At 45.1% G+C, this 14,569-nt stretch carries 15 protein-coding genes and 1 pseudogene; 10 read left to right on the top strand and 6 right to left on the bottom strand.

What is annotated here, in order from left to right:
* The first annotated feature begins 61 nt into the window (after positions 1-61).
* The 4 genes from B0H99_RS10350 (at position 62) to B0H99_RS10335 (ending at position 3,829) form a co-directional block, all read left to right on the top strand.
* Positions 62-1,072, top strand: a complete 1,011-nt coding sequence (locus B0H99_RS10350; protein WP_245894492.1) for a tripartite tricarboxylate transporter substrate binding protein — start codon at positions 62-64, stop codon at positions 1,070-1,072.
* Positions 1,073-1,121: 49 nt separating this feature from the next.
* The gene (locus tag B0H99_RS10345) at positions 1,122-1,571 is read left to right on the top strand and encodes a tripartite tricarboxylate transporter TctB family protein (RefSeq protein ID WP_106533596.1); all 450 of its coding nucleotides are present in this window, start codon (positions 1,122-1,124) and stop codon (positions 1,569-1,571) included.
* 18 nt (positions 1,572-1,589) lie between these two features.
* Positions 1,590-3,116: a tripartite tricarboxylate transporter permease gene (locus B0H99_RS10340; protein WP_106533595.1), complete on the top strand. Its 1,527-nt coding sequence runs from the start codon at positions 1,590-1,592 to the stop codon at positions 3,114-3,116.
* Positions 3,117-3,313: 197 nt separating this feature from the next.
* Positions 3,314-3,829 (top strand): hypothetical protein, encoded by a 516-nt coding sequence (locus tag B0H99_RS10335; protein WP_106533594.1) that lies wholly within the window; start codon positions 3,314-3,316, stop codon positions 3,827-3,829.
* A gap of 383 nt (positions 3,830-4,212) precedes the next feature.
* Here B0H99_RS10335 and B0H99_RS18065 read toward each other — a convergent pair.
* A pseudogene (locus tag B0H99_RS18065) lies at positions 4,213-4,488 on the bottom strand (HU family DNA-binding protein); the annotation flags it as partial.
* Between the two features lie 290 nt (positions 4,489-4,778).
* On the opposite strand from B0H99_RS18065, the gene B0H99_RS10325 reads away from it, so the two are divergent.
* The 4 genes from B0H99_RS10325 (at position 4,779) to B0H99_RS10310 (ending at position 6,868) form a co-directional block, all read left to right on the top strand.
* A complete protein-coding gene (locus B0H99_RS10325) occupies positions 4,779-5,408 on the top strand; it encodes a hypothetical protein (RefSeq protein WP_106533592.1) in 630 nt (209 codons plus the stop codon).
* Between the two features lie 213 nt (positions 5,409-5,621).
* A complete protein-coding gene (locus B0H99_RS10320; RefSeq protein ID WP_106533591.1) occupies positions 5,622-5,981 on the top strand; it encodes a hypothetical protein in 360 nt (119 codons plus the stop codon).
* Positions 5,982-6,232: 251 nt separating this feature from the next.
* Positions 6,233-6,517, top strand: a complete 285-nt coding sequence (locus B0H99_RS10315) for a hypothetical protein (RefSeq protein ID WP_146137264.1) — start codon at positions 6,233-6,235, stop codon at positions 6,515-6,517.
* A 63-nt stretch (positions 6,518-6,580) separates the two neighbouring features.
* Entirely contained in the window at positions 6,581-6,868 is a 288-nt protein-coding gene (locus B0H99_RS10310; protein ID WP_106533589.1) for a hypothetical protein, read from the top strand.
* Between the two features lie 51 nt (positions 6,869-6,919).
* Here the strand turns inward: B0H99_RS10310 and B0H99_RS10305 are convergent, their stop codons facing one another.
* From B0H99_RS10305 to licT, 3 genes are all read right to left on the bottom strand, one after another.
* Entirely contained in the window at positions 6,920-8,329 is a 1,410-nt protein-coding gene (locus tag B0H99_RS10305; protein WP_106533588.1) for a glycoside hydrolase family 1 protein, read from the bottom strand.
* 19 nt (positions 8,330-8,348) lie between these two features.
* A complete protein-coding gene (locus B0H99_RS10300) occupies positions 8,349-10,202 on the bottom strand; it encodes a beta-glucoside-specific PTS transporter subunit IIABC (RefSeq protein ID WP_106533587.1) in 1,854 nt (617 codons plus the stop codon).
* 189 nt (positions 10,203-10,391) lie between these two features.
* Positions 10,392-11,237, bottom strand: a complete 846-nt coding sequence (licT, locus tag B0H99_RS10295; RefSeq protein ID WP_106533586.1) for a BglG family transcription antiterminator LicT — start codon at positions 11,235-11,237, stop codon at positions 10,392-10,394.
* 431 nt (positions 11,238-11,668) lie between these two features.
* Here licT and B0H99_RS18060 point away from each other — a divergent pair, with 431 nt between their 5' ends.
* Positions 11,669-12,166, top strand: coding sequence for a hypothetical protein (locus tag B0H99_RS18060; protein ID WP_245894491.1), 498 nt, complete (start codon positions 11,669-11,671; stop codon positions 12,164-12,166).
* 27 nt (positions 12,167-12,193) lie between these two features.
* Here B0H99_RS18060 and B0H99_RS10285 read toward each other — a convergent pair whose 3' ends face one another.
* Positions 12,194-12,928 (bottom strand): sulfite exporter TauE/SafE family protein, encoded by a 735-nt coding sequence (locus B0H99_RS10285; RefSeq protein ID WP_106533585.1) that lies wholly within the window; start codon positions 12,926-12,928, stop codon positions 12,194-12,196.
* A 271-nt stretch (positions 12,929-13,199) separates the two neighbouring features.
* Between B0H99_RS10285 and B0H99_RS10280 the strand changes: the two genes are divergently transcribed.
* Complete coding sequence (locus tag B0H99_RS10280) at positions 13,200-13,679, top strand: hypothetical protein (RefSeq protein ID WP_106533584.1); 480 nt, start codon at positions 13,200-13,202, stop codon at positions 13,677-13,679.
* A 70-nt stretch (positions 13,680-13,749) separates the two neighbouring features.
* Here B0H99_RS10280 and B0H99_RS10275 read toward each other — a convergent pair whose 3' ends face one another.
* Positions 13,750-14,436 (bottom strand): FusB/FusC family EF-G-binding protein, encoded by a 687-nt coding sequence (locus B0H99_RS10275; RefSeq protein ID WP_106533583.1) that lies wholly within the window; start codon positions 14,434-14,436, stop codon positions 13,750-13,752.
* Between the last annotated feature and the right edge of the window lie 133 nt (positions 14,437-14,569).

Below are 14,569 nucleotides of genomic sequence, written 5' to 3'. Positions count from 1 at the left end.
TAAATTAAAGGCAGCAGATGAAAGCGCTGTCTTTTTATCATTTTAAAGGGGGATGAATTGTATGTTAAAAAAGTTGATTTCTGTCTCATTGGCTGGATTTTTGGCTGTTGGCCTTGCTGCTTGTTCATCGGAAAATAGTTCGAGTGCAAATAATGAAAAATATCCTGAACGCGGCATAACGGTTGTAGCTCCTTCAGGGGCTGGCGGCGGCTGGGACTTAACAGCACGCTCAATCGCTAAAACCATGAACGGCACAAAATTGATTGAACAACCGATCACGGTCGAAAACAAACCCGGCGGCGGCGGTGCAGTGTATATGGCTGAATACGCTACAAAAGAAGTGGCGAACGATTACATGCTGATGGTCAAATCCCCGCCGATTCTGATCAACAACAACAAAGCTGAAGGAAATAGCCCTTACGGCTATAAGGATACTACCCCACTTGCGCAGCTGACGCGCGATTACGGTGCGATTGTTGTCCGGGAAGATTCCGAATACAAGACGCTGACGGATGTATTGGACGCGATCAAAGCGGACCCGACAGCCGTGACACTTGCAGGAGGATCTGCTCCAGGTTCAATGGATCACTTGGTCGGCATCTTGCCTGCCTTTGAATACGGCATCGATCCGAAAGCCGTAAAGTACGTATCTTATGACGGCGGCGGCGAAGCTGTTGCTGCACTGCTGGGCGACAATGCGGATGTTATCGCAACCGATGCTTCAACCATTACTGAATATGTGAAATCAGGCGATGTCCGCGTGCTTGCCGTCAGTTCTTCAGAACGTCTTGAAGGCGAACTGAGCGAAGTTCCGACATTCAAAGAAGAAGGCATTGATGCAGAATTCACGATCTGGCGCGGAATTTTCGGACCGAAAAACATGTCGGACACAGCCCGTGATTACTGGTCAACAAAATTGGAAGAAATGTCTAAAACGGATGAATGGAACAAAGAGCTGGAGCAAAACGGCTGGCAAAGTGAATACAAAAACGGACAAGATTTCGAAGAATACTTGAAAGCCCAAGAAAAAGTGATTGTTGAACTTCTAACAGCACTTGGCATGCAAAAATAATGCGGAAGCGGCTTCGGCCGCTTTCTTACTTTTAAAGGAGTGAAAGACAATGAGTAAAACGTTCGATCGCTTTGCTGGAATCGCTTTTTTACTGATTGGCCTTCTGTTTGTCTTTGAGAGCCTGCGGATATCCGAGAGCTCATACGGTTCAGCGGTCGGTCCAAATATTTTCCCTATCGGCCTTGGTGCGATTCTAATCTTGCTGAGCTTGCGCCTTCTGCATGAAACGTTCCGCTACCGGACAGGGGCTGGAAACGGGGAAGCTGTTCAATACAAAAAATTCATCATCATCCTAGTCAGCGCTCTCCTGTATGTAGCTTTGCTGGAGCCGCTCGGATATGTGATTACAACTTTCGTGTTCCTTCTCGTCGCTTTCCAGACGATGGAACGGGGCAAATGGTTAAAATCCTTCCTGATTGCCGGTGCCTTTTCATTTGGCGTTTATTACTTTTTCGCCGAATTCCTCGGCGGTTCGTTGCCGGGCTTTCCGGTATTTTAATATGAGAGGCGGAGTACTATGAGTACCTTACAATTTCTGATGGACGGCTTCAGTGTTGCATTCCAATGGCAGAACATCCTGTTCGCATTTGTCGGCGTGCTGATCGGGACCGCAGTCGGCGTATTGCCGGGCATTGGCCCGATGAGCGGTGTCGCCCTCCTGATCCCGGTAACAGCAACCTTGACGGCTGGCCTGCCGACAGAAGCGGCAGCAGCAAGTTCAATCATTCTTTTGGCCGGTGTTTACTACGGCGCCATGTACGGAGGATCCACCACTTCTATCCTGCTTAATACGCCGGGGGAATCTTCCTCTGTTGTCACTACGCTCGACGGTTATCAGATGGCGAAGAATGGCCGCGCCGGCTCTGCTTTATCCATTGCGGCCATCGGTTCGTTCACGGCGGGAATCGTCTCGCTGCTCGGCCTTGTCTTGCTGGCGAAGCCTTTATCGAATGTAGCGCTGCAATTCGGCCCTGCTGAATATTTTTCCCTTATGCTTTTGGGGCTTGCTGCAGTAAGCGGACTTGCCGGAAAATCGATGACCAAAGCTTTGATGATGACCGTATTCGGTTTGATGCTCGGCACGATCGGCATCGACGCCGTTTCCGGGATTGCCCGGTTTACGTACGATATTCCTGTACTGTATTCCGGCCTTGAATTCTTGACCATCGCAGTCGGACTTTTCGCTTTAGGAGAAGTTTTCAAAACGGTTTTGGAGCGGGATCACGAAGATGGCACGATGGCAAAAATCGGCCGCATCCTTCCGACAAAACAGGATATGAAAGATAGCACAGCACCTATTTTACGCGGTTCGTTTCTAGGGTTCTTCATCGGTGTTTTGCCTGGAGCCGGAGCTACTCTCGCTTCATTCTTCTCCTATATTGCAGAGAAGAAAATCAGCAAAACCCCTGAAAAATTCGGAACCGGCCAAATCGCCGGCGTTGCCGGTCCGGAGTCTGCCAATAATGCGGCTTCCGGAGGAGCCATGATCCCTCTTTTAACTCTCGGGATTCCTGGATCCGGAACTACTGCCATTCTTATGGGCGCTTTCATCATGTACAATATCCAGCCAGGCCCACTGTTATTCGAAGATCACCCGCAAGTGGCTTGGGGATTGATCGCAAGTATGTTCGTCGGCAACTTGATGCTGTTGGTTCTAAATATGCCGCTTGTAAAAGTTTTTGCGAAGATTATTCAAACGCCTAAAAAATATTTGCTGCCAATTATCATCGCCATTTCGTTTTTCGGCGTCTATGCCGTCCAGTACACAACATTCGACCTTTACCTGCTTCTGGCGTGTGGTGTGCTTGGCTATTTGCTGACGAAGAACGATTTCCCGGTTGCACCGCTTGTCTTGGCATTGGTGCTTGGCCCGATGCTTGAAAACAATATGCGCCGCGCGCTTACCATTTCAAACGGCGATTTTTCAACTTTTATCACCAACCCGATTTCACTGGCGCTTTTAATCGTAGCGGGTGCATGGCTTCTTGTTCCGCTCCTGCTGAAAATGAAAGGCCGTTCTGTTGTATTGAATGAAGAAGGATGATAGGTAAAGCTAGAAGCAATTTAATGGAGTAACGTAAAACGTCCTGAAAAAGGGCGTTTTTTCTATTTAGAAAGGAACCTGGATTAAATAGGTGTAAGAAGATGAAGCCGCAAATAAGGAGCAGAGCTTAGTACCAATTAACGTGTACTGTAACGTTCTCATGTATTTACCGTCTAAATAGCAAGGAGGTTATACTGATGAATTTTAGATTTTTATTCTTGGCTTTAATTCTTATAGGTCTTTCACTAATAATGGGTTGTTCTGAAATAAGTGATACAAGTGAAAAAGCTGATAATGATAGTGAGATTAAGGAGGTTAGTAATCTGGATGCTTCTTTAAAAGATGCTATTCCCAAGCCGCCAAGTTTAACCGTTTTTGTTGGAGAAAAGACTATTAGACCATCACTTGGCACTTATAGTTGGAGTGTAGACTATGGAGACGGAACCGCAAGCGGAATAGAAGCAGATTCTTTTGCACCACCCGAATTGGTTAAAGGAAGTCGTTCAATGCAGGTAACGGCAGATACCCCTATTGAATTGGTTTTCGGAGAACAGCCAGAAAGCTATATCGTGAGAATATGGGATAACGATAATAATGTTGTAAACAGTTCCAAAGAGGGTGTTCTTTCTGGTAAAGGAAAAACTGTTTACGAGGTGTTGGCTCATTGGGAACAAGGCACTGCAAGTTATGTCTTTTCTTTGGATGTTGAATAGCTTCATTATTACGCTACTGGATAGCTTTTTTTATTTGAGCTTGATCCGCTGAAAATACAAAAGGCCACCTATTCGGTTGAATCGGTGGCCAAAAAAATTTAGATGAATTTCCGGTATCCTGCTCTCAAATACACACTGTCAATTTCACTCGTATAGTTTTGCGTGTTCAATATCCTTTTGCCGATCAATCTGTTGACGATCATTTCGGTTTCTTTAAAATCCAGTTCTATCGCTTTGGCTGCTTTTTTCGTTTCGACAACAACCAAGTCGTCCAGATTCCTGTTCTCTTCTTTTGCCTTCCGGTTTTCCTCCACCACAAATGCCAGAACTTTTGCCTCTTCATCGGTTACCTTGCCTGCCGCTAGAAGCTCTTCGATCCAGTTGCGGCCGTTTACCGCGTCTTTCAGCGTTTTTGCTGCCTTGAACTGGGGTGCTTTGGAAGACGGGATCGTGATTTCTTCGCCGGTCTGCGGATTGCGGCCTTTGCGTTCGTTTTTTTCAGTTACTTGGAACGCGCCGAAATCGTTGATTTTCACTTCTTCGCCGTTTTGGAGTGCATGGGTTATGCTGGCCATGATTTCATTGACGGCTTTTGTTGCTTGGTCTTTTGATAACTTGGTTTTATTGGAGATTTCTTTGATAAGTTCGGTCTTGTTCATCCATTTTTTCCTCCTGTATAAAAAGCGGATTCTTCCCCGCGATCAATTTATTCGTTTAACGTTCATATACTCTATTATACAGCTTTCCGGCAATTCGGTAATTTTCTCTTCTGTTCAAAAAAAATTACGTAAAACTGTTGTTACTTCCAATTAAAAAGAAGAGAAAAGGAAATTGTAAATAAATTGTAAGAAAAATGAATCTATTTACAGCTTTATTCGTATTGTTACTATACACGCATTTGCAGGATTAAAGATTAGAGGTTTGTACAAACTTATGAGGAGGCGATTTTATGTGGTTTTTTAAGAAAAACGAGAATGCTTCTATAAAAAAAATTCGTAGTATCCTCTTTTTGATTTTCGCTAGTTTATTGATTGCAGGTTGTTCAGCTAATAGTGCCATAGAAGAAAATGGAACAGAAGCGGAAGAGACGGTTGATAAAAGTGAACAAGCGATTCGGGCTGTGATCGAAAAGGAATTTAATGGGCCGGATGAGAAGTACAATGAATTATGGGATGCAATGGAGGAAGCTCAGGTTTCAGACCAATATAATGACGATTATGAAGCTTTTCTGGAATCACCTGAATCTCAAAACCTAGTGAACTATGTAAAAGAAACCTACGCACCCTATTTTACAGAGAATGGCTATGAGAACTTCGTAAATACTTCTGCCTTTATGTATTCTGGTTTTGACCACGATTATAAATTGAACCCTTCTACCATTGAAATTAGCCAAAATGAAAAAGAAACAACTCTGTACAATATCGCTTTTCAAGTAAATTATACAGATGAAAACGGTGAATCGGATCAATTCAATTTCAAGGGGAAAGCCATTGCTCCGGAAGAAGGAAAAATTGGGAAGATCGAATATTTGGATGGCTTCGAGGACGGACTGCTACAAGAGCTTCAAAACAATGAATAAATCAGTCTAACTGAACGCTGCCTTCGGGTGGTGTTTTTTCGTTTTAGGTTATAGGAGGTAAAACTAATTTATAAGAAAAGATAGCCCTATCTGTTATGATTACCGCCAATTCGGTAATTTCTCCTATATTTATTCCCGCTTAATATTTTAAAATAGTGTTAAAATAGAAGCTGTTGCCATGTGCATCCATTCTATTTAAAAGGGACTTAAACTATGATACAAATTTTCTGGTACATCTATGCAGCTTTCTTAGCCACTTCATCCATCGCCTTTTTGATTCACGGCGGTTATAAGAACCGTGTTTTCCTTATCGACTTGATCGTTTCCGCCATAACATGGACAGGGCTTTTCGGTTTTGTTACCCACCGTGAAATCTTCACGCCTTTCGTCTGGCAGATCGTCTTTTTCGGTGCGCTAGTATGGGATATCTTCTTTTATCTCTTCTTGAAAAACAAACTAGTGGAATCGGAAACAGACGGCGACGACATCCGGATGATGAATATTTTCACCACTGTCTTTATGATTCTTTTGCTTGGCCCTTTGTATTACGCACTGTTCCAGTATGCTTTCTAAGATGGTTTGGTGATGTTTATAGCGGTACAGGAGTGCTTCTGCTTGAAACTTTTAAGTTGCAGCCACGTAAACATTTTATCCATCTAATTAGTAGGAAGTGAAAACCAATGTATTATATTTTGCTCGGGTTTGGAGTTTTCTTCATTCTTATGGCGGTTTGTTTATGTATTATCATGTACTTTGGACATGAGGTTACACTGAAAAATATAGCTATAGCCGTTTCTAGCTTGTTATTTGGCGGATTTTTTTTAATGATAACTCTCCCAAGCCTAAAATACATGTTGCTGAAGGAGTACGATGTGGTCAAAGGCAATTGCACGATTGAAGTTTCTTCATCTGGCCGTTCTGCTGACGCGACATTCAGGATGCCTGATACAGATGATGTATTTTCTTTTAATGACATCCCTGAACTGGATGCCTACGGCAAGGCAATTCCTTACTATTGTGAAGTAACAGTATCGGAAGACCATATGTTTGAGGTCGATTACAAAATTTTTGATGTAGAAACGCGCGAACTGCTGCAATCGAGCGAATAATCTCTGCACTGCCCAGGAACTATTCATACAGTGAATTTGAAAAAAAATGGTTGAGGTAATCTGATGCATACATTCCAACAGGAATCGGAAACCGAACGGAAAAAACGGAAGTTCTACTTGTCCGCATTTATTCTTATAGTAGCAATCTATACATTCATAGACTTTTTCGACTTAGGCAGTGAAAAGGTTCCTGGATTCCGCATCATGGTCAGCCTCTTATTTAATGCCGTCATTTTCTATTTGGCTTTACGCAGGAAGTTTTGGGCGGAGGTTATGGTCAAAGTTGTGGTCTGGCTGAATATCTTTCTGCTTTTGCTCATCATAATCATTACAAGTCTCGGATTAAAGTAAAAAGTAAATAAGAGGACCCCGGCACCTTTGCCGGGGTCCTCTTTGTGTTTATTATAGAACCGCACCGTTCGTCTCGATCAGTTTCTGATACCAATAGAAGCTTTTCTTCGGAATGCGGCGCAGGTCTTTCAAGTCGAATTCCTCCCGGTTCACATAGACGAAGCCGTAGCGTTTGCTTGAGCCTTGGTGGGTGCTCACAAGATCAATCGCCGACCACGGGCAAAAACCGAAAACATCCACGCCGTCGCTTACCGCCAATTGAATCTGTTCGATGTGCTTTTTGTAGAATTCGATTCTGTACGAATCATCTACCGTGCCGTCCGGCTCAAGTTTGTCGAAAGCGCCTAAGCCGTTCTCTGTAACGATCAGCGGCAAATTGTACCGTGAATAGATTTGGCGCAAAGTGGTCCTGAAGCCGACCGGGTCAATTTCCCAGCCGAATTCCGTTTTTTGCAGGCCGGGATTGACCGAGCCGCGGTACGCTCCGGGCTCTCCGACCAGTTCGTGCTGGTCGCCGGTATGCGAGATGTCGTTGCCGTCGTTCAGGCTCTCGCCGACGGTCTGGGACGTGTAATAGTTGAAGGCGATAAAATCCGGTTTGCCTTTTGCCAACACTTCCATGTCTCCTTCTTCGATCACCGGCTCGTAGCCGTTCTCCACAAGATAGCTCCACGCAACGTTGTTGTATTTGCCGAATACCGCCATGTCCAGGTAAAGCCAGTTGCGGATTGCTGCGTACGTATCCGCCGCAAGGACGTCTTCCGGTTTCGAGCTTGCCGGATAGATGGTGCCGATATTCGGCGCCGGCCCGATTTTCGCATCTGGAAGCAGCCGGTGGCACAAGTCCATCACTTTCGCCTGCGCAACCAGCATATGGTGGTTCTCCTGGTAAAGCGATTTCTTTGGGTTTTCAACCGTCTCATCCAAAGTCCCGAGAGAGCCCGGATGCAGGATCATCATGTTCTGTTCGTTGATCGTCAGCCAGTATTTGACCCTGTCGCCGTAATGCTCGAACAAGGTTTTGGCGTAGCGTTCGAAAGCGTCGATCGTTTGCCGGTTCCGCCAGCCGTCTTTCAATTCCAGTGCATATGGCAAGTCAAAATGGTACATCGTCACGATCGGCTCGATGCCGTGCTTCAATAACTCATTGATCAAGTTGTTGTAGAAGGCGAGGCCTTTCGGATTGGCCTCTCCCGTTCCTTCCGGATAGATGCGCGACCAGGCGATCGAGAACCGGTATGCTTTCAGCCCCATCTTGGCCATCATCGCGACATCTTCTTTGTACATGTAATAGTGGTTGCTTGTCACCGAGAAATCGGTGACGCCTTCGGGATGGTTGCCCATGTCGATCACTGATGGGCCTTTGCCTTCTTCGTTCGACGCCCCTTCAAACTGATAGGCGGAAGTGGAAGCCCCCCATAAAAAGTGTTCAGGAAATGATTTCAGATCAGTATATATCATTTTTTAACCTCCGGTATTCTTATATTAGCGTCAGCAAGACATCATTTTTTCCAACTGATTTTACTTCTCTTTCAAACACGTCAACTTCTTTATTGGACATCGTAATGATCATCGGCGTGATTGTTTCATAGCCGGCTTCTTTGATTTTTTCCAAATCGAACTCCAGGATTTTGTCGCCTTTTCGGACCGCATCGCCTTCTTTGACGAGTGGTGTAAAGTATTTTCCTTTCAAGGACACGGTATCGATTCCGACATGGATCAAAATATCGGTGCCGTTAGTTGTCGTCACGCCGATTGCGTGGCCAGTCGGGAAGACCGCCGCCACTTTGCCGTCGACCGGGGAATAGACTTCGCCGACCGACGGATCGATGGCGATTCCTTTGCCCATGGCGCCCGAAGCGAACACTTCGTCTTTCACGTCCTTCAGTGCGACGATTTTTCCGATCAGCGGGCTGTAGATGCTTTCTGTCTTCAAATCTGTCGGCTGTGGTGCAAGTGCATCTGTATCTTCACGTTCTTCATCAACCGCTGTCTTGTTCTTCGTCTCATAGCCGAAAATGTATGTAAGGGCCAATGCGAGTATGAAGGTCAGCGTCACCGAAATCACGAAAATGTGCATCGGCTTTTCAATTGGGAAAGAAAAAATATTATGGAATACATAGGCCGTGTATTTGACGCCAAAGTGACCATTGATCGCCCCTCCGACCGCACTCGAAATCATGAGGATCGGAATCAAACGCTTAAAGCGGAGGATCAACCCGTAAATGATCGGCTCGGTTACACCAGCGAGCAACCCTGTTAACGTCGAAGAAGACGCGAGCGCTCTCAGTTCTTTGTCGTGCTTTGCGCGAAGGTAAATGCCTACTGCAATACCACACTGAGCAAAAATGGTGGCTGCCGCCATCGCTTCGATCGGGTCACCGCCCATCTTGATGTTTTCAAGCGTGATCGGTGCGAGTCCCCAGTGGAGACCGAAAACGACCAGGAACGTGTAGCCGGCACCAATAATGATTCCCGATAAAATCCCGCTTACGCCGATCAGCCAGCTGATGCCTGTAGCAATCCAAGTTCCTGCATATGTGCCGATCGGGCCGAAAACGATTGCTGTAAGCGGCACCATAATCATTAAGGCGACCATTGGAACAAGAAACAGCTGGACTTCTCTATGAATGATTTTGTTAAGCAGTTTTTCCAAAAAGTAATAAATGCCGATAGCTATGAAAATCGGGAAGACGCTCGTTGCGTAATCCACAAGGACAATCGGAACGCCCATAAAGGCGGCTTCCGATCCCTCGGCCATCAACCCAGTAAAGTTGGGTTCCATCAACGCTGCCCCTATAGCTCCCGCTACGTAAGGATTGACCTTTAGCTTATATCCAAGCGTGATTCCAAGTAGGATCGGGAAAAAGTAGAAGACCGAATTGCCTGCAGCAGCCAAAACTTTGAACGTGCTGCTGTCTTCCGCGAGCCAGCCGAGCATCGGCAAAACCGTCAGAAGAACTTTGATCATCCCCGCTCCCGCCATGACCGGGATCAATGGAGAGAATGCCCCTGAGATGATCTCCAGCACTTTGGACATGACAGACGCGTTTTTATCGTCTTGGCCCTGTGTTTCTTTGGAAAAATCAAATGAATTCGCTTTCATGATTTCCTTGTAGACATCGGATACGTGGCTCCCGATCACCACTTGGAACTGTCCGCCGCTATGGACGACCGTCAAAACGCCAGGGTGTTTTTCCAGCGCTTCTCTTTCCGCTTTTTTCGAGTCTTTCAGATTGAACCGCAGCCTTGTCGCACAGTGGACCAAGTCATTAATATTGTCTGGCCCTCCGACCAGATCCACAATTTCCGCCGCTAACTTTTTGTTATCCATGAACACCTCTCCTTTTCCCCTGGATAGTTCTGGAAACAAAAAAATACCTAAACAAGCGCAGCGTGACCGGTTCTTAGTCACCTTGCGTTTGTTTAGGTATCGCCTGCATTACCAGTAACAATCCTATATGTTAGATTGTGACTAACTATAAATCAAAAATGAAATTCCTGCAAGCCCTTTCATAAAAAATTATTTGCTTCTTGTGGTCAGACGCTCGATATGGACCGTCAGGAAAACCTTCTCGTCTATCGTCATGGCACTCTCGTATTCTTCTTCCAAATAGCTGTTGATCCTATTGGTGCATTCGAAAGCCTTGGGATACTTCACCTTCACTTGGTCGTATAAAAACACGTCTCCGCTTGTGTTCCGTTCCTGCTCGCCGTTTAACAAGCGATAGCCGAAATACTGCAGATGGGTAATGAACCTGGAGTAATTGAACGAATCCTCATCAAGCGACAAGCTGAAATAATTGCTCACGATGCCTACTGTATCGTCAATCAGCTTCGCCACTTCCAGCGAGTTCTTCATGCCGCCTTTGTCCTGCTGGGCATTGACGAAATGCATGGCGATAAAGCCTGCTTCATGGGCATCCATCTCGACATTGAACTGCTCCTTGATCATGCCCAACGCTTTCAGTCCGATCATGAATTCCTGCGGATAGAATTTTTTGATCTGCCACAACAGAGCATTCTTTAAGCCCATCGATTTTTTCATGCGCGCAACCGCAAAGTGGATATGGTCCATCAGCGTTATGTAAATATTATCGTCGAATATGTTTCCCATTTCTTCTTTCGCGAGTTTGATGATCCGGTCCGCCAACGCATAGGAATCCACGGACGTCTCCCCGATCAGTTCAATCAGTTTCTGCGGCACTTTTTCAGGCCGATGCATGAACGTTTTCTCGATTTTTTCCTGGTCTACAGGCTGTCCCGGCTTGCGTTTAAAGCCCAAGCCGTTGCCGATGACCACATACTCACGGCCAACTTGGTCCTCTACGCGTATCACATTGTTATTGAAAATCTGCCGAATGATCATAAGCACAACCCCCTATGCGAAAATATAATGCTATTACGGGAAAATAACAACAATTATTTTCTTATGGGTCGGCAAGTCAAGTTATCTTTTATTTTTAAAAGTGCATCATTTATTGTGAGTGAGAGTTTCTACGAAATGATAATTATATGCTTTCCCTTCATTTTTATACCCAGATTTTCTAATATTCTGAATTCCATAATTTTCTCAAGTTTTTCTTTGCTATACTCAAGAAAATAACTGCTTTGGAGCTAAAAAAAGTACCTGATTTCCATTATCTACTTTGATTAAGCCGGATTATCTGTGATTAGTTTATGCCGTTGATTCCCCTGCTGGTATTCCTCAAAAAATGAAGAGTTTGCTTCTTTTTAATCTTCAGCCATTGCTGGTGAAAATGGCCGTAAGCAATATAATGCAGAAAGGGGTGCAAGCTTTTGAAAAAATCGGAAGTGTATCGGTTGTCAATGACAACAATAACTGTTTTTACATTGTTTGGAATTTTATTTTTTTCGTTAATGCTAATGAGTCTGGATGAATTTTTTGAAGGGAGTTTGCTGGAATCTATTCTGGCCGCAATTTCAGGAATCTTCTTTTCAATCCTCTTTACAGGGTATGGCATATACCTATGGAAAAAAAGGAAACAAGGCTACGGTTTTTGGTGGGATGATGAAGGCGTTGTCATCGACTTGAACGGCACCAAAGTTTATTGGAATGAAATAGAGAACATCACACTTTCTAGAGGCTATCCCAACAATCTTTTAATAGCCACTGTTATTTATCCGCACTATACGCATCACGAAAAAATCAGGATGCGGCGCAAAAAATGGATGCCGACACCTGCCCATTCCATCACCTGGTACATGATTGAAAAGCCACAGGAATTCCATGACCTGCTTATGAACGTTTGGGCAGGAAAACGCCATTCGTATTAAGCGAAGCTAGATTTTGGCCTGCATCGTTCACATCACATTATCGGCAATCAGCTGGACGATCAGCAGTGCTGTGACCACCCGCAGGATCGGCTTGACGTAGTCGGGTCTCAGCTTTTCCGCGATACGGACGCCAAGCTGCGCACCTGTAACGGACCCGGCCATCAATGCCAGCGTCAACGGCCAGATGATGGCGCCTGACAGGATATAGCTGATGGCAGCGCCAAAACAGCTGGAGAAAGTGGCGAGCCGAACCAATCCGACCGATTTTACATATGCGATGTTCAGATAGCTGAACAGGTACAGCATCAATGTTCCCTGCCCCGGACCGAAGAGACCGTCATATATTCCGATGCCAAACAAACCGGGGCCACTGACAGGTGTTAGTTTCAGCGGCTCTGTCCCGCTAAAGCCGCCTTTGCCGATAAAGGAAGTACCGAAGGCGAAAGCAAGCAAGATGACGGCGACAATATACAGGCTTTCCGACGACAATTGGGCAGCGATCACCCCGCCAGTCACGCCTCCTCCTAAACTGAACGGCACAAGCCAGAACGATTCCTTCAGCGTAATTTGTTTCCGTCTGAACAGCGTAAAGAAGCTGGAAAAAGAACTGACCATGTTGGACACTTTGTTCGCGCCGATTGCTGAATGGATCGGCATCCCGAGCATTAGCATGGCGGGCAGGCTAATCAATCCCCCACCTCCTGCGAGCGTCCCGATGGTTGTAGCCGTAACTCCGATGCAAAACAGTACCAAATAATCCATTCTGTTCACCTGTCTTTCCGGCTCGCACTTTCGTGCAGCCATCTGGTTACATACCGTCAAACCGTCTTTTGTGTTCATTGTACTCAGGTTCTTTCCATAAGAAAATTTCACTGATATTATACATTCCCATAAACTAAACTTATGACCACAATAAAATTTATAGTAAGATAATAAAATCAAGCTAAAGGCAGATTGGATTTTATGGATTGTAGCAGAAGGTTTTAGCTGAAGCTCCGTATAGAGTATTCTATTCGTTTAGTAAGTGGCATTATTGTTTTATATCATGTTCTTTGCTGGAATTTCTAAAACTCTGATAGGGGTTCTGCTCATTATTTTTATGATTGTTGAGAAAAAATATGAATTTCTAAATTTCGGCAAGGCCGCCTTAAATTTGACTTCACCAATTAAAAGGATGGATAAAATGAAACAACCCATGAAAACCTTTATGATCATGATCGAATATACGACCGCAATAATAATTGGCTTATTTAGCGGTGTCTCGCCATTTATGGGAAGTACTACTTTAGATACCAAAAAAATTGATGGCAATATAGAAAAATTAAGACAGCTTTCCTGGTTCAATAAGTTATATCAGGATGATAAATTTCATCGTTTATTCTTCACACATAGGAAAGTCAGAAGCTATCTGCAAAGTTCATTTCGTGTAAACAGAATAATGAAGAGCAAACATGCTCAAGAAAAATTTACATCTTTCCTCCAAAAACAAGTGCAGCTTCCTACCAAAGATTAAGAGTGGAATGTTCATAATTTCAGAAGCAAAAAAGGGCTCTCCACTGATGGAGAGCCCTTTCCCTATCTTCTTATTTCTGCAGCCGCTCAACAAATTCGTTCAAGCGGTCGAGTGAATTGATGTTGCTGTTGCAGGTGTCGCTGTTCTGGCAGATGTAGTTGCCGCGTTTTGTGTAGTTGTCCTGTCCGGAGCTTTTTGTCTTGGCGGTGAACAAGCCGACCTCACTATGGCGGTTGCAGATTGAGCAGATGCCTTTTTTGTGGCTGCGCGTCAATGTGCCTTGGACACCGTGCAGCGTTCCGTCTTTTTCCGTGACCAAGTACATGAGCGTTGAGCTTTCGACCCAACCAATATACGACAGTTTCTTGAAATCGAGTGCTTCAAGCTTCGGTCCTTTCAGCTTTTTCGCTTTCGGGAACAGCTTCTTCAGGCTTTGGTCTGTCACGGCTTTGAACGGAATGACGTATGGTCGGAGTTGTTCCAGGAATGCTTCGGCGTCAGCCGTTTCCTTTACTTGCGCCAGCGGATTGAGCACCGCTTTCTGTTCCTGCGTCAAATTCGGGAACAGTTTAAAAACTTTCTCGTGCGCCAGATGGCGGAGGACATTCAGCACTTCGGCGTCGTTGCCGGTGGCTTGTCCCGTAACCAGGATCCGAGTCTGGTCCTTGATGAAATTGAATTGGTCGTTCCGGATGAACGCTTCAGGAAGGCCCCCTGCGTTTCCGGTTCTATCTGCTGTTTCTTTTACATGTATCATTTGCCCACTCCTTACGTAGTTTGAATAGATGGAAATAAGGAAGAAAGCCGTGTACGCAAAACAGCGGATGGTCAGGCGATCAGTTCTTGCTTGCCCCATACAAAGTATCGCCGTTTGGACTACCAGGCTTTGC

It is taken from the genome of Planomicrobium soli (assembly GCF_003014655.1).
Lineage (GTDB): Bacteria > Bacillota > Bacilli > Bacillales_A > Planococcaceae > Planococcus > Planococcus soli_B.
The sequence above is the reverse complement of the archived record's forward strand: the minus strand, read 5'-3'. Positions and strand labels throughout refer to the sequence as shown.

Coding starts and splice junctions, on each gene's coding strand:
- B0H99_RS10350 (WP_245894492.1), top strand. CDS start 62: ATGTTAAAAAAGTTGATTTCTGTCTCATTGGCTGGATTTTTGGCTGTT.
- B0H99_RS10345 (WP_106533596.1), top strand. CDS start 1,122: ATGAGTAAAACGTTCGATCGCTTTGCTGGAATCGCTTTTTTACTGATT.
- B0H99_RS10340 (WP_106533595.1), top strand. CDS start 1,590: ATGAGTACCTTACAATTTCTGATGGACGGCTTCAGTGTTGCATTCCAA.
- B0H99_RS10335 (WP_106533594.1), top strand. CDS start 3,314: ATGAATTTTAGATTTTTATTCTTGGCTTTAATTCTTATAGGTCTTTCA.
- B0H99_RS10325 (WP_106533592.1), top strand. CDS start 4,779: ATGTGGTTTTTTAAGAAAAACGAGAATGCTTCTATAAAAAAAATTCGT.
- B0H99_RS10320 (WP_106533591.1), top strand. CDS start 5,622: ATGATACAAATTTTCTGGTACATCTATGCAGCTTTCTTAGCCACTTCA.
- B0H99_RS10315 (WP_146137264.1), top strand. CDS start 6,233: ATGATAACTCTCCCAAGCCTAAAATACATGTTGCTGAAGGAGTACGAT.
- B0H99_RS10310 (WP_106533589.1), top strand. CDS start 6,581: ATGCATACATTCCAACAGGAATCGGAAACCGAACGGAAAAAACGGAAG.
- B0H99_RS10305 (WP_106533588.1), bottom strand. CDS start 8,329: ATGATATATACTGATCTGAAATCATTTCCTGAACACTTTTTATGGGGG.
- B0H99_RS10300 (WP_106533587.1), bottom strand. CDS start 10,202: ATGGATAACAAAAAGTTAGCGGCGGAAATTGTGGATCTGGTCGGAGGG.
- licT (WP_106533586.1), bottom strand. CDS start 11,237: ATGATCATTCGGCAGATTTTCAATAACAATGTGATACGCGTAGAGGAC.
- B0H99_RS10285 (WP_106533585.1), bottom strand. CDS start 12,928: ATGGATTATTTGGTACTGTTTTGCATCGGAGTTACGGCTACAACCATC.
- B0H99_RS10275 (WP_106533583.1), bottom strand. CDS start 14,436: ATGATACATGTAAAAGAAACAGCAGATAGAACCGGAAACGCAGGGGGC.